This is a genomic window from Proteiniclasticum ruminis, assembly GCF_900115135.1.
In the GTDB taxonomy this organism is placed as follows: domain Bacteria; phylum Bacillota; class Clostridia; order Clostridiales; family Clostridiaceae; genus Proteiniclasticum; species Proteiniclasticum ruminis_A.
The window spans coordinates 59,643-78,715 of sequence record NZ_FOVK01000003.1 but is presented as its reverse complement, the minus strand read 5'-3'; the positions used below and the strand labels follow the sequence as shown (position 1 = coordinate 78,715).

Below are 19,073 nucleotides of genomic sequence, written 5' to 3'. Positions count from 1 at the left end.
TAACGGATAGTTGTGAAAACGTAGAGAAGATTCTTGAAAAAGGCAAAAAGAAAACCGCCAGGGAGGATTTCCTCTCCGGCGGCGCTTCACTATCTGATTTCCACCTTGATCCGGTCCGACTCTTCAGGAAGCTCCAGAAAAAGAGCCAAAAGCGCTTCTCCATAGGATCCCAGGTTTTCCAGGATGCAGTCTTTATGGAGAATAATAATGTCCGTGTCTTTTCCAAGGGTGGTGAGAAGATCCCACAAAGCATCCAAGTTCTTTCCGTAATAATCCGGGAAATTAAATTTCCGTTTGAGATACGCATGGGTCACTTCTTTTGAGATCATTCTTTTTCCGTTCAAATGCACTTTTTTCATGGTACTGCTCCTTCCGCATCATAGAGCTGCACAAAAGACTCATAATGGTCTCCCGTATAATAAATGAGTCCATCGCTGGAATAAACAATCCTCTTCTCATTCCGGTATCCGCCTGCATAATCGATGTCGCACTCATACCACTTTCTGCCGCTGGCACTAGGGAGAAGCCCTTCCCGGTTTCCGAACCGGTCTCCTCCGATGCTCATCTTTTCTGTCACTTCCCAGAGATTCCCTTCACTGGCTTCCCAGCCAAGATCTTCCGCTTCCCTTTTTGTCAGGTAATTTCCTGGAAGCTTCCCGAAGGTATGAAGATAAAGGGCCACCTCTTCTTTGCTGGTATAGAATCCCTCTTCTGTAATTTCCTTCACACTGGTTTCCGGGTGTTCTTCCTCCTCCGGAGACTCCACACCTGGAGACTCACCAGGGTTTTCTTCAGATACCCCCGGTGTATTTACCTCTTCCTCCACCACAGCATCAAGGATGCTGCATCCTGCAAAAAGCGTAGACAGCAGAAAGACCAGTAAGAAGGATAGACTTTTTCTGTGAATCCACTTCATTACTCCCAGTCTCCTTCCTTGTAGCCATCAATGAGCCCTTTGATTTTCAGGCCGCATCGTCTTCCTCTGCATTCTCCTGTCATGGCTCCTGTAGCTTCACTGACCTTCATCACCGTATCTGCCCCTTTTCTTATGGCATCCTTGATTTTCCTTCTGGGAATGGCTCTGCAGATGCAGACCTTGGTGATGTTGTCCATGATTTGTTCCTGTTTTTGATCATCCATCTATTTTCACCTGATTTCCTGTTTTTCTTCATTATAACTTTTTCTGTCCGCCACTACTACCTCTGAAATTATTCATAGGATTGTCATCCTGGCTTCATTGAGTTTTTTTCAGAATAATGGCATAATTAAACTAAGTTTTCCAAACATCGGAGGTGTTTTCAAATGGAAGATAAAATTCTCGTCATTACCCACAGCATTCTGGACCAGGGCATGCTCCCCGCTGAGAAAAGATTTGGCATGGGACCTTTGCCTGTGGTAAAAGATCTGATGGATTTATCTGTGAATCTTGTGGCTGTGCCCAATGTGGAAAAGCAGTATGCACTGTTCCAGAAGGATCAGATCCAGCGGAATACAGGTGTGGAAGAAGACTATGAAAAATACATCAAAAGAAGCCTTGCCCCCCTGGTCAATGAGGTTATGGAAAGGGTTAAAAATGGAAGCACTTTTCTTGGTGTGCTTTCCTATCAAGGAGATGAAACCCAGCGGGTGGAGCCAGAGACTTCTCCCATCATGATTGAACTGTTCCGGCTTTTTGACAGAAACTGCATGCTGACTCCTTATTTTGAGATCAGCGATAAAATCTCACAGGAAGAGATGGAACTTGTCATCTCAGACATTGTCCTCTCTCTTGGGATCTGATTTATGAGACATCTTGTGGTTAAAAATCATATTATCAATGAAGCCAACCTCATTGAAGTCAAGAAAGATGACCGGGTTCTCCGCCTGGAAGAGTACATTGGAAATCCTGTTTGGAAAAACTGGGTCTACTGCCTTTCCCATGACACACTAGCAGAAGGCTGGATTCCAAGAGCGTATCTGAAAGACATTGGAGATGAGTCTATACTTCTGGAAGATTACTGTTCCAAGGAACTAGCCGTCACCGTAGGAGATGTGGTGGAGCTTGTGAAATTCATCAACAGCTGGGCTTATTGTATTCATGAAAAAAGCGGCAATGCCGGCTGGCTGCCCCTGGAGAGTCTTGAACCGATTTTTATGTAAAAATGTAGGATACCTGAAAAAATCAGGTATCCTTTTTTTAGAACCGTTTATAGGTTTTTTGAAGATAGAACTCTTCACTGAAATTCATAAGTTTGTCTCCCTGAAAAGTAAGCTTCACAATATAGGGCATAAAATCGATGATTCTGAAAAAATCCTCCACCTGGAAGGCTGGATTGTAGTGATTGAGAATCATACTTAACGCCGTGCCATGGGTGCCCACAACCACGGTTCTCCCTGATGCTTTTTGGAGAATTTCAGTTAAAGCTTCCAGGTTTCTTTTCTGAACCATGGCAAGAGACTCTCCTTCTTCCTCATGGAAATGGAAATCTTCCCAGCGCTTCCTGATCATCTCTTTGGTGTTCTCACTTTTCCCGTTTTCCCGCTCTCTCAGTCCGAAGTGCTCCTCTATCCCCATCCCCTTTTCCTCTGCGCTGCCTCGGATGGTGTCTTTACTCCGAAGATACGGACTGGAATAGTAGGCATGCACTTCTTTTTCTTTGAAAAATTCTGTGACTTTCTTAGCATCTTCGTGACCTTCTAGGGTCAGAGGTCTTGTCCGGTCTTCTTTATGACCATGCACAGGCTCTGCATGCCTGACAAAGTATACCGTCGTGACCTTGTTTTCTGTATTGTTCAAACTTCTCAGCTCCTTCAAAATATCTGTCTCTCTCTCAATCCACCGGAAATGAAGGTCTTCGCCTTTCTGAAGCACTTTTTCATTGCTTGAAATGGCCTCCTCCAGGGATACCCAAACGGGAGTGAACTGAAGATCCAGCTCATACCCTTCCAGTGCTTGGACGCCTTGCTCTCCGGATATGCTGCAGAGAAAATAATAAGATTCCATCTCAAAGGTGGTATCATCCAAAAATTCATCTTTCTTCCGTTCCAGCACTTTCCCCAGATACGTTCCTACTTGAAAGAGTCTGAATCCAGTCTCTTCCATCACTTCTCGTCGAAGTGCCTCTGTATCTTCTTCCTCTTTCTTGACTCCACCACCCGGAAACTTATAGTCTCCATTTTTAGTCTGAAGCATCAGAAGCTTGCCATTTTTCATGATCACCGCACGTACCGCTTTTCTATAGGTTTTTTGTCTATAAAGCGGCAGGTTTTGAGGTTCGTAGAGACGCTTAAAAAACATAGGCTCCTCCTTAACATGATTCCATACTACACAACATTCTCACTGAGACGGATGACACCATTTTTATATTCGGGCACCACTTCCAGAAGGTCTTTCTGGAAGCAGTAGGCAAGATCCTCTTCAAGCTGAAGATTCTCGAGCACTTTATAATGCTTCGCCTCTTTCACATAACTGATTAGGTCCGGATGACTTTCATAGATGAAAAGTGAGGTCCTGGCAATATCTGTCAGCTCATAGGGCTTCTCCTTCAGCATCTCATGGATCAGCGCTCCTGTGGTGATGAAATCGTCCATACTGAACTGTCCGTTGGTTCCGGAGTTCACCACGATGATGTCCGTGTCCTCCCTTACAGCTTCCTTTGCCACAGCTGTAGCATTCAGAAGAGCTCCGATGAGCACTCTTTTGGCCGCACTGCTTCTGGTGATGGCCAGAGTCCCATTGGTGGTGGTCAGAATCACATTCTTATCATGGATGGCCGTATGGGTATATTCCAGAGGGGAGTTAGACAGATCAAACCCTTCAATCTTCTGGGCCTTTCTTTCACCGCCCAGAACCACCTGCTCCAGTTTTTTCTTTGTGAGAAGAGCCTCCTCCACAGACTGGACAGGAACCACGCTTTTTGCACCATTTTTCAGCGCCGTGATGATCACAGAGGTGGCTCTCAAGACATCCACCACCACTACAGCAGTACCTTTCACCTGTTCTGGGCTGACTTCTTTTCCCGTCAGAATCACATCAATCTTCATTCTTTTCTCCTGTTCCAAGCATTTCTGCTTCTTTTGTTTCTTTTTTTCTATAGTTTTTCCCCTGATAGAGATCATGGTCCACAAAGTACTGGTCAATGGCATTGAGCACTTCCCATTTCTTCAAGGACCACAGAGGTCCAATGAGAAGATCTCTGGGCGCATCTCCAGTGGTCCTGTGAATCACCACAGACTCCGGAAGCATGGCAATGGACTCCGCCACCAGGGATACGTACTCTTCCATGGAGAGAAACGTAAGCTTTCCCCGTTCATAAAGGTGCACCATGGGGGTATCCTTCATGAGATGAAGAAGATGGAACTTCACCCCTTGTATATCCTTTGCAGCCAGATAGCGCACCGTTTCTTTCATATCTTCGAGGCTCTCACCGGGAAGCCCAAAAATCACGTGGACCACCACATCTATGCCACTACTTCTCAGCTTCGACAGAGCCTCCTCAAACACCGGCAGATCATACCCTCGGTTGATTTTTCTGCCCGTCTCATCCGATACCGTCTGAAGCCCCAGTTCCACAAAGGTGTAGACTTCATCCCGGAATTCCTCCAGCACTTCCAGCACAGGTTCTCCCAGACAGTCTGGTCTTGTGGCAATGGAAAGCGCCACCACCCCTTCCTTGCTGATGGCTTCCCGGTATTTCTCCCGAAGCACTTCCGGCTCTGCATAGGTATTGGTATAAGCCTGAAAATAGGCGATATACTTTCCGCTGTGCCATTTTTTCTCCATCATGCAGCGGATATCCTCAAACTGCCTTGTGATGCTGAAATTTCTGTCCCCGGCAAAATCACCGGACCCCCGCTCGCTGCAGAAAATGCACCCTGTGCCATGGATGGTTCCATCACGGTTTGGGCAGGAGAATCCTGCATCCAGACTGATTTTATATACTTTATCCTGAAACTTCTCCCTTAAGAAGGCGTTCAGGCTGTGATATCTTTTGTTTTCCCAAGTTTTCATTCTGCACCATGTCTTTCTTCTTTCTATCTGAAACAAACATCTACTTAAAATTATACATCCTTTTCGCTCAAAAAAAAGAAAAACAGCACCTGCCGGCATAAGGCTTGGTACTGTTCACAATTCTAGCTAGGACTATTCAAAAGAAAAATACGCTTTGATCCCTTCTACCATACCTTCCACAAGTTTTGCCTGATAGGCTTCCTCGGAAAGAAGCACATCCTCCTCGCGGTTGGACATATATCCCATTTCAATGATGGTGGCAGGGGATTTTGACCAGTTGAGACTGGCCATATGGTCCATGGGCACTGCACCCACAGGATTCGCTCCTGTCTTCTCTACCATGGCATCATGAAGAAGCTCTGAAAGCCTTCGGCTTTCGTCACTAAGATGAGAAACAAATGGGTTGTCCTTGGATGGATAGATGGTGAGAATTCCCTGCTTCCTGCTGTTCTCACTTCCATTGGCATGGATGGAGATATAAAGATCTGCTCCCCAGGCGTTGGCCATTTCTGCCCGTTCCTTGTTGCTGATGGAAACCTCATGGGATGAACGGACCATTTTCACCAGGAATCCTTCCTCCAGCAGTCTCTTTTCCAGTTTCTCTGCCATGAGAAGATTCAGCTCATACTCGTAAATACCCGTGGCCACACCTCTGGTTCCAGAGGTTACACGGTTTTTGGTCTCACTGCTGCCAGGACCCAAAGGCTCCTGATTCTTATCCTGCACCTTCTGGTGCCCCGCATTGAGGACAATCAGCTTCTTGGGTTCTTCCGGTTTGTTCTTCTCTTCCAGAATGGTTTCATGAAGGACCAGAATGTCAGAATCTTCCCCTCTTAGCCTTTCATATTCTTTCAGAAGAGCCAGGGCCTCATCAAAGGCCTCTTTTTCCAGAAGCGTTTTTCCTTTGGAGAGAAACTCCTTTTTCATATCCTCCAGAAGAGCCTCTTTCAGGAGCACACCTTTTTCATCCTCCTGATGGACCCCTTCCAGAGATTTCAGCACCTCCTGGTAGTTTTCCTCCTCAAGGTAGGCTTCCGCTTTTTTCAGTGCATTTCTAGACGCCTCCAGAGTAATGGCATACTCCAGCTTCTCCATGAGGGTGATGCTGTCACTGTTTTCCTTATATAGAGCCTCAAAAAACTCTACCGCTTCCCCATACTTCTCCGCCTGAAGGAGCACTTCTCCTTCTTTCATTTTTGTGTTGAATGCCTCTCTGCTGCTGGATTTGCATCCAGTAAAGAGCACACTGAGGGACAGGAGTAAGACCATGAGGAAAATCCTTTGTTTTCTTTTCATGACAATGTTTCCTTTCACCCCTTCTAGACCCTTTCAATATCACGATGCTGGGTCACTGCTGGGAATCCTTTTTCTTTGAGATACTCTGCAGTCCTTCTGGCAAAGGATACAGAGCGGTGCTTACCGCCGGTGCACCCATACGCAATGACCAGCTGGCTCTTGCCCTCTTCTGTATAGAGAGGAATCAGGTACTCAATGAGATCAATGAGTTTCAGAAACAGACTCTCTGCCTGTTCTGTCTCCATGACATAATGAAACACCTCATCCTGTAGTCCTGTCTTCTCCCGAAGCTCTGGAACATAGTAGGGATTTGGCAGATACCGCAGATCAAAAACAAGATCCGCGTCGTTGGGAATTCCGTATTTGTATCCGAAAGACACCGTTTTGATCTGCATTCTGTGATTCCCTTCCACAGAAAAGAGATTATTCACTTCCTTCTTCAGCTTCTGGCTGGAAAGAAAGGTGGTATCCAAGATATAGTCTGCACGGCTTCGGATGGTTTCAAAGGAAGTCCGCTCCAGATCAATGGCTTTTTCCAGAGAGGTCAGCTCACTATCCATCAGCGGATGCTTCCTTCTGGTTTCCTTATACCGGTTCAGGAGCACCTCATCGGATGCATCCAAAAATAAGAGCTTATAGCGGATTTTATTCTCATCCAGAAGATTGATCTCCTCGTTGAGACTGGTGAAGACATTTTTGCTTCTGGCATCCACCACCAGCGCAATTCTGTCATTTTTTCCTTTTGTGCCGATACTGAGCTGCGCAAACTGCAATAGGAACTGTGGCGGCAGATTATCCACACAGAAAAAACCCAGATCCTCCATAGCATTCACCGCAACTGATTTTCCAGCGCCGGACATTCCTGTGACGATGACAAGCTCCATGACGCACCCCCTGTTTCTGTTTTACATATCGATGTCGTTGACCCTTGTTATTTTGAGTCTTCCTTCTTTCTGATTTTTTCCCCTTCATAGAAATCCTTGGCGATATTCTTATAGCCCATTTCCTTCAGAACGCGGACCACGACACCTCGGATTTCATAGGTTGATGTAATGCCTTCTTCCCCTCGGACCTTACGGATGGTTTTCTCCACCTGATGGGAGATGAGATCCAGCTCCTTCTCGGTCACCTGGATTTCCGAATCTCTGGCGCTGTTGGCCACAGACACTTTGATGCGTTCCAGATCAAAATCAATAATTCTGCCGTCTCTTTTTACCACTTTCAGCATGATACTCCCACCTTTTATTATATTCTTGCCTTTATTATACTATAATCCTTGAAAATTATAAGGTTCTACAGGATTTTTACCCGGAAAAACCGGAAGATCCTCTTTATGGCCCATGAGATTATGAACCTGTCTTAAACATTCTAAGCAAACTATAAACCCTTAGATAATATACTTTAAATAATCTGTTTATTCCGCCATTTATTCTCCAGTGTGATGTATAATAATAGTTGTCGGATGTCGGATATACGTTTGTATGAGGAGTGAGTGATTATGAGTAATACAGTATATCAAGTATCAAATCGAAGTGGTGTAAAAGCCAAAAAACTCAGAAGAGATGGGATCGTCCCAGGTGTTGTCTATGGAAGAGAATTCAAGGACTCCATCCCTTTGGAGATGAGTCTGTCAGAAGCCAACAAGCTTTTGAAGGAAAACACAAAGACATCTATTGTAAAACTGGAAGGTCTTGAAAAAGCTGTCACCGCCATTGTGAAGGAAGTCCAAAGAAATGGTGCCACCTTCCTGCCGGAACACATTGATTTTCAGGCCATCTCATTAAGAGAAGTCATTTCAGTGACCGTTCCTCTCCATATACTCGGTGAGGAAAGCCTGACCCACAGAAGACTTCTGTTCCAGCCGAATGTGCAGGAACTGATTCTGAAGGGCCCTGCAGAAGATCTGCCTGAAAAGCTGGAAATCGACGTCACAGGGCTGAACTTTGAAGATAAAGTGCACCTCAGTGCCCTCTCGATCCCTGAAGGAATTGAAGTAGAAGCCGAAGAAGATGTGCTGCTCGGAGTCGTTCTCTCCGCTCAGATGGCAGAAGTGGATGAAGATGCAGAAGAACCTGCAGAAGACAGCGCTGAGCCCAAGGTCATCGGTGAGGAAGAATAGCAACCTAGCTTATAGAGACTGTTCCCCTGCGGAACAGTCTTTTTCTGTGAAATGCATACTTTACATACCTTTCGTTCATGTTTCTTTCAAATTCTGTTCAATAATTTATTGTATAATAAGAACACTCATAGGAGAGGTCTTTCCTTATCCTAAAATGTCAGAATATTACGATTAATTTAGGAGGTATACTATGGCGTACATCGTTGCAGAAAGATTCCCGCATCCTATCATTGAAAACGGAGAGCCCCCTTTTGTTTCCATCTACATGCCTACCAGCAGACTGACCACTGAAACAAAGGATAATGAAATCCGCTTCAAGAATCTGCTGAAAAAAGCAGAAGATCTACTCGCTAAAAATTATCCCGGAAAAGCGGGAGAGGAGATATTAAGTGATTTAAAGACCCTTCTTGAGGATAAACCATTCTGGAGCTACCAGCTGGATGGTCTTGGCGTTCTGGCCAAAAGAGACGAGATGGTTGTGTACAAGCTTCAGCGTGACGTGAAAGAATATGTGGAAGTCTCGAAAAACTTTTATGTAAAACCTCTTTTGAATGCCTATCAGACCGATGACAGCTACCAGATACTGGCCCTCTACAAAACGAACTTCACGCTCTTTGAAGGAAACCGCTACGGCATCAGAGAAGTGGAGCTTCCTAAGGAAGAGCAGAAATCCCTGAAAGACGTGGTGGGCAGCTTTTATGAGGAAAACAGAACCCACGGCGTATCCTTGGGCACCAGTGGTAAAACCATGTTTGGCGGAGGCGGAGACAACCGGGATGAGGAAGCCGTGGACCAGGAGAAGTATTTCCGCTGGGTGGACCGTTATATCCATGAGAATCACTCCAAGCGCACCGATCTTCCGCTGATTCTCGCTGCACTGCCAGAGTACCATGCAGAGTTTCAAAAACTCAGCCATAACCAGTATCTTCTGAAAGACGGCATTAAAAAAGATCCCCAGACTGTCACACCAGAGGAGTTCATCTCCTTTGCCTGGAACCTGCTTTCTCAAAAATATACCGAGAACATCAGAAAGCTCCATGAAAAATATGAGTTCAATAAATCCAGAGAACTGGCTTCCGAGGATCTTAGTGAGATCGCACGGGCTGCAGCTACCGCCCGGGTGGATACACTCATTGTAAATCTCGATGCCACTGTGCCTGGAAGCATCAACAAAGATCTTGGTCACCTCAGCCATGAGGATACGGGCACCGATCTTCTCAACGATCTGGCTCTTCTTGCACTGGAGCAGAAAGCAAAAGTCATCGTGGTCTCAAACGGGGAGATTCCTTTAGAGACAGGCGTTAAATCCATCTTCCGTTATCCGGAGCCAAATAGAGCATAGTCTTTTCGGCAGCGGTGAATGAAAATTTCCTGCTGCCGAGTTTTCTTTACTCGTGAAAACGATGCCCTATGATATACTGACCTTGAAGAAAGTAGTTTCATATTTGGAGGTAAATTTTATGAAGTTATTTGTGACAGATTTGGATGGCACTCTTCTGGCTTCCGATCATACCCTTTCCCCCTACAGCCTTGCATCCCTGAACAGCGCCATGGAGAATGGTCTCCCTGTGTGCATTGCCACTGGAAGATCCTATTCTGACATTCTGGAGATCATCAAGGATTTTAAAATCAGACCTTATATCATTTCCAGCAATGGAGCCAGTATCTACGACAATAACGGGAAGAAAATCTACTCCATCTCCATTCCAAAAGATCAGGTGAAAGACATCATCCAGTATCTTCAGGGGCAAAACCTGGAGTACGAGGTGGCGGATGATGATTATACCTATATCACAAAGGAGAGTCTTGCGATTCTCCATAAAGAACTGGAGGATGTTGGAGCATTGGATTCTGCCAAAAAGAAAGAACTGGAGCAGGATATTCTGGGTCTTGTCTTATCTCAAGGAAACCTGAAAGTGGTGGAGGATATGGAGACTTTATTAAACTCCATTGACAGCGGAAACAGTGTGTCTTCCATCAGTGCGTACCTCAATAAAATACACAAAGCGATGGAGTATTTTACCATGGATAAGAGAATCCGGACCTTCAGCTCCTGGAAATATAATTTTGAGATGACCAGCAGCAAAACCAGTAAAGGCATCGCCCTGACCCATCTTTGTGAGATCCTTCAGATAGATCTTCAGGATGTGGCAGCCATTGGAGACAACTATAATGACCTTTCCATGATCAAAGTGGCCGGCATCAAGGGAGCCATGGGAAATGGCGTAGAACATATCAAAGCCATGGCAGATTACCTGGCCCCCACCAACGATGAAGATGGAGCAGTGAAGTTTTTACAGCACTTAACCGAAAAAGAATAAGGAGTCGATTGTTATGCGTGAATTAGGCGAATTCTTAGGTTGGTTTACCGTGGTTTTTTTCTCTCTTTCCTTTCTCAACCCTGTTGTGAAATATGTGCAGAAAACCTTTGGTAAGACCCTTCTTAAAAAAGAAACCCTCAAAAAACCCTGGCAGATGTTCATGAAATTCATAGTGAAAAACCATAGACTCTTTGGCCTCATAGCAGCCCTGGGCGCTGTTGGACACTTCCTTGTCCAGTACAGCCGTTGGGGATTTGTTCTTAGTGGTGTCGTTCCGGCAGTACTGATGCTCCTTCAGGGAGCCCTTGGGTATCTGGTTTCCAAGGCGAAGAAAGAAACCAAGAAAACGCTGCTTCTCGTTCATAAAATCATCGCAGTGCTGATGGTTCTTGCCATAGGTACGCATCTCATTCAGATGGGGTAGCTGCATCCTGAACGAAATAACCAAATATGATGATTGCATCAGGTTCCCCTTTGGATTATAATGGGCTCAAATTATCATCCAAAGGGGGCTATTTTTATGTCATTTTTCGAACTAGATGGAATGAAGCTTTATTTTGAGCTGCGGGGAAATCCAGAGGGAAAGGAGACCATTCTTTTTCTCAATGGCGTCATGGCATCCACAAACAGCTGGTACGTGCTGTCAAAACCTTTTGAGGACTCAGGTTACCGGGTGCTTCTCCATGACTTCAAGGGGCAGCTGAAGTCCGGCAAACCACAAGGACCCTATACGTTCAAAGAGCATGCGGATGAAGCCGTAAAGCTCATGGATCATCTAGGCATCCAAAAAGCACACCTGGTGGGCACTTCTTATGGGGGAGAAGTGGCCATGAGGCTTTCCATGCATCATCCTGAGAGAGTGCAAAGTATGGTGGTCATCGACTCCACCAGCGAGAAAACCGCCGTGGGCAGCTCCTTTGTCTCCTCCTGGAAAGCACCAGCTCTAACAGGCGATGGGGAGTCCTTTTTCAACACCCTGATGCCTTCCATCTACGGAGAAAAGTTCATCAAAGAGAACAAAGAGTTCCTGTCCCAAAGGGCAAAAGCCACCAAGGGCATCGGACAGGACTATCTTTCCGGGCAGGTGACTCTATATGACAGCTTTCTTCAGGATGTACAGATGTCAAAAGAAGAGCTTCAGTCCATCAAAGCCCCTTCTCTCATTGTTTGCGGAGAACAGGACATCCTGAAAACACCGGAGGAGTCCCTCCGGATCCACCACCATATTTCCGGATCGGAGTATGTGACACTTCCGGAGTGCGGTCATGTATCCATCTTCGAAAAACCCAAGGAAGTGACAACACTCCTTCTTGGCTTCATCCTGAAAAACACTGTAAAATAAACTGCTGCCACATCCATGAAAAGCATCCATCCTAGAGGTTTCTCAATAGGTATGGATGCTTTTTCCGTGGTATTAAAATCTTCGTAAATTTCACAGATACAAAGAGAAAACTATTTCATACTTAAATTGTTTCAATTTAACAGTTAATTTACCTCAATTAATGAGGGATTCTTTATTATTTCTTTGTCTGTCAAAATGTATCTCTTTTGACAAAGAAAAATCAGAAGCGTAACATAGAAAACGTCGTTTTAGGAAAGAAAGGAGACTTTATGCAATTATTAATTCTTATTTTGAAAGATCTGGACTGTATCCAAACCCTCATCACCTCCCTGGCAGAAGCCGGTGTGAAAGGCGGTACCCTTCTGGAAGGAAAGGGTATGGCCAACATCCTCATGAAGCAGGAAGAAGTGCCGATTTTCGGTATGCTGAGACATCTCATGAATGATACCATTGAAGAAAAGAGCCATGTACTGCTTTTCGTCCTTCAGGAAGAGCAGGTGCTTGCAACGAAATCCACCATCAAGCGTATCACTGGAGACCTCAACAAACCTGGCGCAGGGATCATGTTCTCTATTCCCATCACTTCTGTGGAAGGGCTGGGTGAATAAGCATGGAAAACAGTCTTTTTATACATTTGGGCATCGCTCTGATTCTGGCTCTTCTTTCCAGCAAGGTGGTAAAGAAGATGCACCTTCCAAACGTCACAGGATATCTTCTCATGGGCATCCTGGCAGGACCCTTTGTTTTGGGCATCCTTTCAGAAGAGTCTGTGGCGAGCTTTCATTCTGTCTCTGAGTTTGCGCTGGGCTTCATCGCCTTTTCCATTGGGGCAGAATTTAAACTCAGTTATCTGAAGAAAGCGGGCAAAGCCCCCATCATCATTGCCATCCTGGAAGCCCTGCTTGCAGTGATTTTTGTAGACGTCGCACTCATTGCCACAGGGCATAACCTTCAGTTTTCACTCATGCTGGGTGCCATTGCCGCAGCAACTGCTCCAGCAGCTACCCTCATGGTGGTAAGACAGTATAAGGCCAAAGGCCCTGTAACAGAAACCCTTATGCCCGTGGTTGCCATTGATGACGCCATCGCTCTGATGCTTTTCGGCATCTCCCTGGCAGTAGTAAAAGCTCTTGGGGCCACAGGCACCAGCCCACTTTGGCTGACCCTTGTGACACCGGTTCTTGAAATTATTCTCGCTCTATTGCTCGGTGCTGCCATGGGTGTTCTTCTGACCCTTCTTGTCAAATGGTTCTCCAATAAGGGAAACCGGCTTTCCATCGCCATCGCGATGATTGCACTGACGGTAGGTCTTTCCAAGATGTTCGGGCTTTCTGAACTTCTTTCCGCCATGGCCATGAGCGCTCTATTTGTGAATCTCTCCAAGGATTCTGAAGCCATCTTCAGTATGGTGGACGGGTTTACGCCTCCCATCTTTATGCTGTTTTTCTTCTTCTCTGGAGCAGACCTCAACATCGGTATTCTCCCCTCTGTTGGCGTAACAGGCCTCATCTATGTGCTCGTTCGGGTTCTAGGCAAGGTTTTTGGCGCAACCCTGGGTGCTACCCTATGTCATTCTCCTGAACCTGTAAAGAAGTATCTCGGATTCACCTTGATTCCTCAAGCTGGTGTAGCCATCGGTCTTGCAACTCTTTCGCTCACGGTGGTGCCGGAGTTTGGACAAACCATCAAGGTCATCATTCTCGCTGGCACAGTGATCTATGAACTGGTAGGTCCTGTGGCCACGAAGATTGCTCTGACCAAGGCTGGCGACATTGAACCTGCCATGAAAAAGAAACTGAATCCAGCTCTATAACAAAGAAGACCTGACAGATTTTGTCAGGTCTTCTTTTTATCTCTATGTTTTATCGTGATATGCTGTGAAGCTCCCGGAGCACATACTCCTCATCTTCTTTATTCTTCACGCTTTTTACTGCTTCCCTAGCCAGAGAAATCCACTTTATCATGTCTTCCTTTTCAGAAAGTACTGCACTTGCCCTAGCCAAAGCTTCAAAGGCAAACACCAAATCGAAATCTCCATGGGATCCTTCCTTACAGAACTGAAGGCTTTTCTCGCCATGATACAGTGCTTCTTTACCGTGACCAAGAACACTGTACACCCTTGAAATCTGCCACTCTCCCCTGGCCCATTCCAGTGTAGTACCCACAAAGCCCCAATGATACCTGGAGGCATGAGCTTGATGGATCATCTGAAGATCCTCTTCTTCGGTGCGGTTTTCCTTCTCGAGAAGGTCCCAGGCGCCATTGAAAGCCTCTACCGCAAGTTTCCTATGGATAGTGCACATCTCTTCATCCATACTACTCACTTGTAAGCTCCAGGAACTTCTCAATATCTCTTTCCACAATCTTCAAAGAGTCTCTGAAGAAGCCTGGCTTTGTGACATCAATGTCCATGAGCTCTGCCACTTCTTTGATGCTTTTCTTTCCAGTCACAGAGAGCAGCGCATCATACTCTGGCACGAAGGATTCTCCACGGTTCAGGTAGATGGCGTACAGACCCTTGGAGAATAAGAGTCCAAAGGCATAAGGGAAGTTGTAGAAATTTCTGCCCGCAGAGTAGTAGTGGGTCTTATTGAGCCACATGTAGGGATGCAGAACTTCCTCATCCAGTCCATCCCCATAGGCTTCCTTCTGGGCTTCCAGCATAAAGGCGTTGAGCTCTTTCACGGAAAGAGGATGGTCTTTTCTTGTTTCAAAAAGCTTGGTTTCAAAGAGGTATCTGGAATAGATGTCCACGATGACCTGGGTGGCATCAGAGATGCTCTGCTCCAGAATGGTCACAGCCTCCGCATCACTCATTTCCTTCAGCGCTGCCTGAACCACGATGGTCTCACAGAAGATGGACGCAGTCTCTGCAATGGGCATAGGATAGCTGCTGTTTAAGATGGTTTCCTCTTTCAGATTAAACCCATGATAGCCATGGCCCAGTTCATGGGCAAGGGTCGTCATGTTGCTGAAGCTTCCGTCAAAGTTTGAGAGAATTCTTGATTCTCCGATGACATGAAGATTGGAGCAGAAGGCGCCGCCTCTTTTTCCTTCCCGAGGCTCCACATCCAGCCAGTTCTTCTCATAGGCTTCCTTAGCATACTGTCCGAGTTTCGGGCTGAAGGTGCTGAAATTTTTCACGATGTAGTCCATGGCTTCCTCATAAGTGAACTGCATCTGGCTTTCACCCATGGGAGCAAAAAGGTCGTAGAAGGGCAGTCCCTTCTGATGTCCAAGAAGCGCTGCTTTTCTCTTAAGATATTTTCTGAAGCTTGGCAGAGCCTCTCTTATGGCGTCAAACATGGCGTCCAGAGTTTCCTTCTCCATACGGGACTGGAAAAGAGTTTCATGAAGGGGTGTCTCAAAGCCTCGCAGCTCTGACACCGTGAGCACTTCTCCTTTGATGCCGTTCAGGGCTGCGGCAGAGGACTCCTCCACTTTTTTGTAGGCAGCAAGTTCTGCCTCATAGGCAGCTTTTCTCACGGCAGGATCCTTGTCATAAGCAAGGTTTCTTACAGCAGGAAGGGGCAGTGACACGTTCTCTCCTTCCTTTTCCATCTCCACCAGAAGTGTCGAAGTAAGGATGTTCTGCAGATTGGTCCAGGCTTTGGAGCCAGTATTGGACATCTTCGCAAGGAGCATTTCTTCCGCATCACTTAAGAGATACTGCCCTTCCTTTTTCGCTTCTTCTAAAATAAATCTGTGCTCCGTCAAGAAGGCGCTTTCACTGACAATTTCTTCCAGATTCTCAAGTTTTTGCACGAACCTCTTAAAGAGAACTTCTGCCTTCGTAATGGCAGAAAGCTTCATGGCAATTCTTGAAAAATGTTCTCTGGCTGCTTCATTTCTCGCGTCCGTTGACATGGTGAGGTTTGCAAATCCCATGACCCTTGACACGAGATTTGACATCTCCATCTCATACTGAAGGTAGGTCTCAAGTTTCTCCTTGGCCCTCTCCACCTCTTGAAACTCTTTCTCTGCGTAGGCATTCACTTCTTCAATGAGGGTGAGGATCCTTTTTGAATCCCTTAAAAATTCAGGGGATTCAAAGCTCTCATACAGTTCTTTCAGACTCCATTTCATTCTAGTTCCACCTTTCTTTGTTCCATTTCGTTATTCCGATTATAACACCCACTTCAGAGAAACTGAAAAGAGAGCCGTGTTTTCTGTACGGCTCTCCAAGATTCTGTGTTATTGGGTATAAATCGTTCTTTTCTGCAGCTCTTCCAAGGAAAGCTCCACAATCACCGCCAGAAGGGTCACTGGAATGGATCCCATGAGGATGAGGATCATATCAAAGGTCCTAACGCCGTTGACCACAAGAACCCCAAGGCCACCAGCCCCTGCTGCCGCCGCTAAGGTTGCGGCGCTGATGTTGATTACCGTAGAAGTTCGGATGCCCCCTAAAATCGCATTCATGGCCAAAGGAATCTTCACTTTTCTATAAATCTCCACTTCACTCATGCCCATGCCCTTTGCAGCCTCCACGACACTTTCCGGCACTTCCTCAATCCCCACCACCACATTGTAGACAATGGGCATCAGAGCATACAGATACAGAGCAATGAGTGCGCCCTTGAGGCCATAGCCCACCACAGGCACCACCAGAGCCAGGAGCGCTGCCGAAGGAAAGGTCTGTCCAAGGCTCACCAGTTTCAGAAGAGAATCCTTAAAAGGTGCTCCCACTTTCGTGGTGAGAAAGATGCCCAGAAAGATGCCTGAGGATATGGCCAAGGCACTGGAAATCACAACCATTTCCATATGCTCGATAAAAAGCTGAGATAGTGGCGTTCTGGATCCTTCTGGAAACTTGGAGAGGAAATATCTTCCGAGAAACCCCTCAAACTCTTTGGGAAAGACGAGAAGAAGCAGAAGAAGGACACTGAGAAGAAGTGCGGCATAGACTCTACTCCTCTTCATGGCTCCACCTCCTGATAACCTCCATGATGGCTGCCAGCGTGATGCTGCCGCCGCCAATGGGAAGTCTTCCTACGCCAAGAAGCATCATGGTGGAGAGCGCTTCTTTCAGGGTGGTCTCCTCGGGAAGAGGTTCTCCTGGAAGGGGCTTCTCTTCCCTGAAATCCATGGCTTTGAATCTGGTGAGAAGACTTAAAGTCCCTTCTTTGCCAAAGAAATCCTCCACAAAGGGGTCCTTAGGTCTTAGAATCACCTCTTCTGGTGTTCCTTCCTGAACGATGTTCCCCTCTTTCATGAGGCAGAGCCGGTCCGCAAGCAGCAGAGCCTCTTCCACGTCATGGGTCACAAAAATAACGGTTTTTCCAAGTTTCTTCTGAATTTCCCGGAACTCTTTCTGAAGCCTCACCCTGCTGATGGGATCCACCGCCCCAAAAGGCTCATCCATGAGAAGAATATGAGGATCTGCCGCCAGGGCTCTTGCTACACCCACTCTCTGGGCTTCTCCCCCAGATAGTTCCTTTGGAAGTTTCTTGCCATATACTTCCGGAGACAGTCCCACAAGCCTCAGCATCTCCTCTCCTCTTTTTCGGATGTCCTCTTCCTTCCATTTGAGAAGCCGGGGCACCGTTGCGATGTTCTCCTCCACAGACATATGGGGAAAAAGCCCAGTGCTCTGGATGACATACCCCATTTTCTTCCGAAGGGACTCCACTTTGAAGGCGTCCACAGGTTCTCCTTCCACAAAGATCTCTCCCGAGGTGCGGTCGATCATCTTGTTGATGAGCCGAAGAGTCGTGGATTTTCCACAGCCCGAAGGACCTAGAAGCACATAAAGCTCTCCTTCTTTGACTTCTAGAGAGATGCCTTTCACCGCCTCATATCCTTCATAATTTTTCACAACATTTTGCAGTTTAATCATAATTCATCCCTCCTCAATCTCTTCACCAGCGCTTTCAAGGTGCTGTCCAGCGAAAGGGTCATGACCACAATGGGGATGACCCCAAGAAGCACAAGATCCGGAGATCCTTCTGCAAGGCCCAGGAACACAAAGCTTCCAAGACCTCCGCCCCCCACAAGGCCAGCCAGTACTGCGCCTCCCAAGGTCTGGACCATGGCGATGCGAAGACCTGTCAGAATGATGGGCAGCGCCAGAGGAAAAAGGATCCGGCGGAATATTTCAGACCTGTTCATGCCCATGCCTCTGGCCGCTTCGATGACACTCTGATCCACGGTGGAAAATCCCACCAAGGTGTTTCTGCCGATGGGCAAGAGCGTATAAAGCGTGAGGGCAACAAAGGCCGGTGCCCATCCGATGCCGCTGACCCCAAGGGCTTTAAAAAAGGGAAGTCTTCCCAGGGCAGCCAAAGGAACCAAAAGAACACCAAAAAGAGACAGACTGGGAATGGTTTCCAGAATGGACAGCGGCACCATGACAAAAGACTCCAGCTTTTTTCTGCGGTAGGCCAGATACCCCAGGGGAACTGCAAGGAGCAACCCTGCCAGCACAGAGCCCATGGAAAGGAACAGGTGCTCCGTGAAGCTTGTGAAAAACTGGGCTCTTTTATTTTCAAACTCTTTCATGATGGAAAACACCTGAAACTGTCCAGACGTAAGAAGAAAGACCATCACTGCACCGCTGAGAAGAAGTCCCATATAGATGAGATACTGCCTTCTGGGTTTTTTCGACAGCCCATGTCCTACGAGAAGATACACCATGAGAAGAATCCCGTAGAAGCCAGCGGAAAAGGTCAGCCTCATGGTGGGCGCATCTTTCGCCATATCCAGGGAGACCCTGCCCAGGACAAAAAGAATCCCTGCGAACAGAACCGGGGAAAGGATACCGGAAACCACGGCCTTACTTCCCGAAAAATCATAGGAAAGCAGCATCAGCACAAGAAAGCCCATGACAAAAATCATCATGGGCAACCCGGAAAGCTCAAAGAGTCTGAACTTTTCTCCCGGCGCAATACGGTTGGGTTTCACTTCGGATATATTTAGTAAAAGCAGTGCCAGCAGACCTAAAAAGCTGTACACCAATTGGGGATAATCCAGTTTCTTCTTCAAAAGCAGCACCTTCCATCTCGT

Annotated in this window: 23 protein-coding genes; 9 read left to right on the top strand and 14 right to left on the bottom strand. The window is 46.6% G+C overall.

Annotated elements, in window-relative coordinates; all coding sequences use genetic code 11:
* Positions 1 to 89 precede the first annotated feature (89 nt).
* Genes BM243_RS06760 through BM243_RS06750 form a run of 3 tightly spaced genes read right to left on the bottom strand, consistent with a single transcriptional unit; the run spans position 90 to position 1,140 of the window.
* Complete coding sequence (locus tag BM243_RS06760; protein WP_074911637.1) at positions 90 to 359, bottom strand: barstar family protein; 270 nt, start codon at positions 357 to 359, stop codon at positions 90 to 92.
* Positions 356 to 916 carry a ribonuclease domain-containing protein gene (locus tag BM243_RS06755; protein ID WP_074911636.1) on the bottom strand — a complete coding sequence of 187 codons (561 nt, stop codon included), beginning with the start codon at positions 914 to 916 and terminating at the stop codon, positions 356 to 358. The genes BM243_RS06760 and BM243_RS06755 overlap by 4 nt, the downstream gene beginning before the upstream one ends.
* Positions 916 to 1,140 (bottom strand): (2Fe-2S)-binding protein, encoded by a 225-nt coding sequence (locus tag BM243_RS06750; protein ID WP_074911635.1) that lies wholly within the window; start codon positions 1,138 to 1,140, stop codon positions 916 to 918. Before BM243_RS06750 ends, BM243_RS06755 begins: the two co-directional genes overlap by 1 nt.
* Before the next feature lie 162 nt (positions 1,141 to 1,302).
* On the opposite strand from BM243_RS06750, the gene BM243_RS06745 reads away from it, so the two are divergent.
* Both BM243_RS06745 and BM243_RS06740 read left to right on the top strand, forming a co-directional pair.
* On the top strand, positions 1,303 to 1,779 hold the full coding sequence (locus BM243_RS06745; protein WP_074911634.1) for a hypothetical protein: 477 nt from the start codon (positions 1,303 to 1,305) through the stop codon (positions 1,777 to 1,779).
* Between the two features lie 15 nt (positions 1,780 to 1,794).
* Positions 1,795 to 2,139 carry an SH3 domain-containing protein gene (locus tag BM243_RS06740; protein ID WP_177213475.1) on the top strand — a complete coding sequence of 115 codons (345 nt, stop codon included), beginning with the start codon at positions 1,795 to 1,797 and terminating at the stop codon, positions 2,137 to 2,139.
* Positions 2,140 to 2,176: 37 nt separating this feature from the next.
* Here BM243_RS06740 and BM243_RS15035 read toward each other — a convergent pair whose 3' ends face one another.
* The 6 genes from BM243_RS15035 to BM243_RS06705 all read right to left on the bottom strand — a co-directional run bounded on the left by BM243_RS15035 (position 2,177) and on the right by BM243_RS06705 (position 7,514).
* Positions 2,177 to 3,277, bottom strand: a complete 1,101-nt coding sequence (locus tag BM243_RS15035; protein WP_083422673.1) for a histidine phosphatase family protein — start codon at positions 3,275 to 3,277, stop codon at positions 2,177 to 2,179.
* Positions 3,278 to 3,303: 26 nt separating this feature from the next.
* Positions 3,304 to 4,023 carry a 2-phosphosulfolactate phosphatase gene (locus BM243_RS06725; RefSeq protein ID WP_074911632.1) on the bottom strand — a complete coding sequence of 240 codons (720 nt, stop codon included), beginning with the start codon at positions 4,021 to 4,023 and terminating at the stop codon, positions 3,304 to 3,306.
* Entirely contained in the window at positions 4,013 to 4,990 is a 978-nt protein-coding gene (locus tag BM243_RS06720) for a tRNA modification radical SAM protein MnmL/YtqA (RefSeq protein WP_074911754.1), read from the bottom strand. The genes BM243_RS06725 and BM243_RS06720 overlap by 11 nt, the downstream gene beginning before the upstream one ends.
* A gap of 132 nt (positions 4,991 to 5,122) precedes the next feature.
* The gene (locus tag BM243_RS06715) at positions 5,123 to 6,286 is read right to left on the bottom strand and encodes an N-acetylmuramoyl-L-alanine amidase (protein ID WP_074911631.1); all 1,164 of its coding nucleotides are present in this window, start codon (positions 6,284 to 6,286) and stop codon (positions 5,123 to 5,125) included.
* Positions 6,287 to 6,309: 23 nt separating this feature from the next.
* The gene (gene rapZ / locus BM243_RS06710) at positions 6,310 to 7,170 is read right to left on the bottom strand and encodes an RNase adapter RapZ (RefSeq protein ID WP_074911630.1); all 861 of its coding nucleotides are present in this window, start codon (positions 7,168 to 7,170) and stop codon (positions 6,310 to 6,312) included.
* A gap of 47 nt (positions 7,171 to 7,217) precedes the next feature.
* A complete protein-coding gene (locus BM243_RS06705; protein ID WP_083422672.1) occupies positions 7,218 to 7,514 on the bottom strand; it encodes an ATP cone domain-containing protein in 297 nt (98 codons plus the stop codon).
* Positions 7,515 to 7,784: 270 nt separating this feature from the next.
* Between BM243_RS06705 and BM243_RS06700 the strand changes: the two genes are divergently transcribed.
* The 7 genes from BM243_RS06700 to BM243_RS06670 all read left to right on the top strand — a co-directional run bounded on the left by BM243_RS06700 (position 7,785) and on the right by BM243_RS06670 (position 13,881).
* Entirely contained in the window at positions 7,785 to 8,405 is a 621-nt protein-coding gene (locus BM243_RS06700; protein WP_074911629.1) for a 50S ribosomal protein L25, read from the top strand.
* Between the two features lie 190 nt (positions 8,406 to 8,595).
* Complete coding sequence (locus BM243_RS06695) at positions 8,596 to 9,747, top strand: baeRF3 domain-containing protein (protein ID WP_074911628.1); 1,152 nt, start codon at positions 8,596 to 8,598, stop codon at positions 9,745 to 9,747.
* Between the two features lie 118 nt (positions 9,748 to 9,865).
* Positions 9,866 to 10,726, top strand: coding sequence for a Cof-type HAD-IIB family hydrolase (locus tag BM243_RS06690; protein ID WP_074911627.1), 861 nt, complete (start codon positions 9,866 to 9,868; stop codon positions 10,724 to 10,726).
* Between the two features lie 13 nt (positions 10,727 to 10,739).
* Positions 10,740 to 11,150: a hypothetical protein gene (locus BM243_RS06685; RefSeq protein WP_074911626.1), complete on the top strand. Its 411-nt coding sequence runs from the start codon at positions 10,740 to 10,742 to the stop codon at positions 11,148 to 11,150.
* A gap of 96 nt (positions 11,151 to 11,246) precedes the next feature.
* The gene (locus BM243_RS06680) at positions 11,247 to 12,068 is read left to right on the top strand and encodes an alpha/beta fold hydrolase (protein ID WP_074911625.1); all 822 of its coding nucleotides are present in this window, start codon (positions 11,247 to 11,249) and stop codon (positions 12,066 to 12,068) included.
* A 269-nt stretch (positions 12,069 to 12,337) separates the two neighbouring features.
* Positions 12,338 to 12,676 carry a hypothetical protein gene (locus BM243_RS06675; RefSeq protein WP_074911624.1) on the top strand — a complete coding sequence of 113 codons (339 nt, stop codon included), beginning with the start codon at positions 12,338 to 12,340 and terminating at the stop codon, positions 12,674 to 12,676.
* Positions 12,677 to 12,678: 2 nt separating this feature from the next.
* On the top strand, positions 12,679 to 13,881 hold the full coding sequence (locus BM243_RS06670) for a cation:proton antiporter (RefSeq protein ID WP_074911623.1): 1,203 nt from the start codon (positions 12,679 to 12,681) through the stop codon (positions 13,879 to 13,881).
* Positions 13,882 to 13,930: 49 nt separating this feature from the next.
* Here BM243_RS06670 and BM243_RS06665 read toward each other — a convergent pair whose 3' ends face one another.
* From BM243_RS06665 to BM243_RS06645, 5 genes are all read right to left on the bottom strand, one after another.
* Positions 13,931 to 14,392, bottom strand: coding sequence for a hypothetical protein (locus BM243_RS06665; protein WP_207646172.1), 462 nt, complete (start codon positions 14,390 to 14,392; stop codon positions 13,931 to 13,933).
* The gene (locus BM243_RS06660; protein ID WP_074911621.1) at positions 14,385 to 16,154 is read right to left on the bottom strand and encodes a M3 family oligoendopeptidase; all 1,770 of its coding nucleotides are present in this window, start codon (positions 16,152 to 16,154) and stop codon (positions 14,385 to 14,387) included. The genes BM243_RS06665 and BM243_RS06660 overlap by 8 nt, the downstream gene beginning before the upstream one ends.
* A 108-nt stretch (positions 16,155 to 16,262) precedes the next feature.
* Complete coding sequence (locus tag BM243_RS06655; RefSeq protein ID WP_074911620.1) at positions 16,263 to 16,991, bottom strand: ABC transporter permease; 729 nt, start codon at positions 16,989 to 16,991, stop codon at positions 16,263 to 16,265.
* Positions 16,978 to 17,907: an ABC transporter ATP-binding protein gene (locus BM243_RS06650; RefSeq protein WP_074911619.1), complete on the bottom strand. Its 930-nt coding sequence runs from the start codon at positions 17,905 to 17,907 to the stop codon at positions 16,978 to 16,980. Before BM243_RS06650 ends, BM243_RS06655 begins: the two co-directional genes overlap by 14 nt.
* Entirely contained in the window at positions 17,904 to 19,052 is a 1,149-nt protein-coding gene (locus BM243_RS06645) for an ABC transporter permease (RefSeq protein ID WP_143093554.1), read from the bottom strand. Before BM243_RS06645 ends, BM243_RS06650 begins: the two co-directional genes overlap by 4 nt.
* Positions 19,053 to 19,073 lie beyond the last annotated feature (21 nt).

Coding starts and splice junctions, on each gene's coding strand:
- BM243_RS06760 (WP_074911637.1), bottom strand. CDS start 359: ATGAAAAAAGTGCATTTGAACGGAAAAAGAATGATCTCAAAAGAAGTG.
- BM243_RS06755 (WP_074911636.1), bottom strand. CDS start 916: ATGAAGTGGATTCACAGAAAAAGTCTATCCTTCTTACTGGTCTTTCTG.
- BM243_RS06750 (WP_074911635.1), bottom strand. CDS start 1,140: ATGGATGATCAAAAACAGGAACAAATCATGGACAACATCACCAAGGTC.
- BM243_RS06745 (WP_074911634.1), top strand. CDS start 1,303: ATGGAAGATAAAATTCTCGTCATTACCCACAGCATTCTGGACCAGGGC.
- BM243_RS15035 (WP_083422673.1), bottom strand. CDS start 3,277: ATGTTTTTTAAGCGTCTCTACGAACCTCAAAACCTGCCGCTTTATAGA.
- BM243_RS06725 (WP_074911632.1), bottom strand. CDS start 4,023: ATGAAGATTGATGTGATTCTGACGGGAAAAGAAGTCAGCCCAGAACAG.
- BM243_RS06720 (WP_074911754.1), bottom strand. CDS start 4,990: ATGAAAACTTGGGAAAACAAAAGATATCACAGCCTGAACGCCTTCTTA.
- BM243_RS06715 (WP_074911631.1), bottom strand. CDS start 6,286: ATGAAAAGAAAACAAAGGATTTTCCTCATGGTCTTACTCCTGTCCCTC.
- rapZ (WP_074911630.1), bottom strand. CDS start 7,170: ATGGAGCTTGTCATCGTCACAGGAATGTCCGGCGCTGGAAAATCAGTT.
- BM243_RS06705 (WP_083422672.1), bottom strand. CDS start 7,514: ATGCTGAAAGTGGTAAAAAGAGACGGCAGAATTATTGATTTTGATCTG.
- BM243_RS06700 (WP_074911629.1), top strand. CDS start 7,785: ATGAGTAATACAGTATATCAAGTATCAAATCGAAGTGGTGTAAAAGCC.
- BM243_RS06695 (WP_074911628.1), top strand. CDS start 8,596: ATGGCGTACATCGTTGCAGAAAGATTCCCGCATCCTATCATTGAAAAC.
- BM243_RS06690 (WP_074911627.1), top strand. CDS start 9,866: ATGAAGTTATTTGTGACAGATTTGGATGGCACTCTTCTGGCTTCCGAT.
- BM243_RS06685 (WP_074911626.1), top strand. CDS start 10,740: ATGCGTGAATTAGGCGAATTCTTAGGTTGGTTTACCGTGGTTTTTTTC.
- BM243_RS06680 (WP_074911625.1), top strand. CDS start 11,247: ATGTCATTTTTCGAACTAGATGGAATGAAGCTTTATTTTGAGCTGCGG.
- BM243_RS06675 (WP_074911624.1), top strand. CDS start 12,338: ATGCAATTATTAATTCTTATTTTGAAAGATCTGGACTGTATCCAAACC.
- BM243_RS06670 (WP_074911623.1), top strand. CDS start 12,679: ATGGAAAACAGTCTTTTTATACATTTGGGCATCGCTCTGATTCTGGCT.
- BM243_RS06660 (WP_074911621.1), bottom strand. CDS start 16,154: ATGAAATGGAGTCTGAAAGAACTGTATGAGAGCTTTGAATCCCCTGAA.
- BM243_RS06655 (WP_074911620.1), bottom strand. CDS start 16,991: ATGAAGAGGAGTAGAGTCTATGCCGCACTTCTTCTCAGTGTCCTTCTT.
- BM243_RS06650 (WP_074911619.1), bottom strand. CDS start 17,907: ATGATTAAACTGCAAAATGTTGTGAAAAATTATGAAGGATATGAGGCG.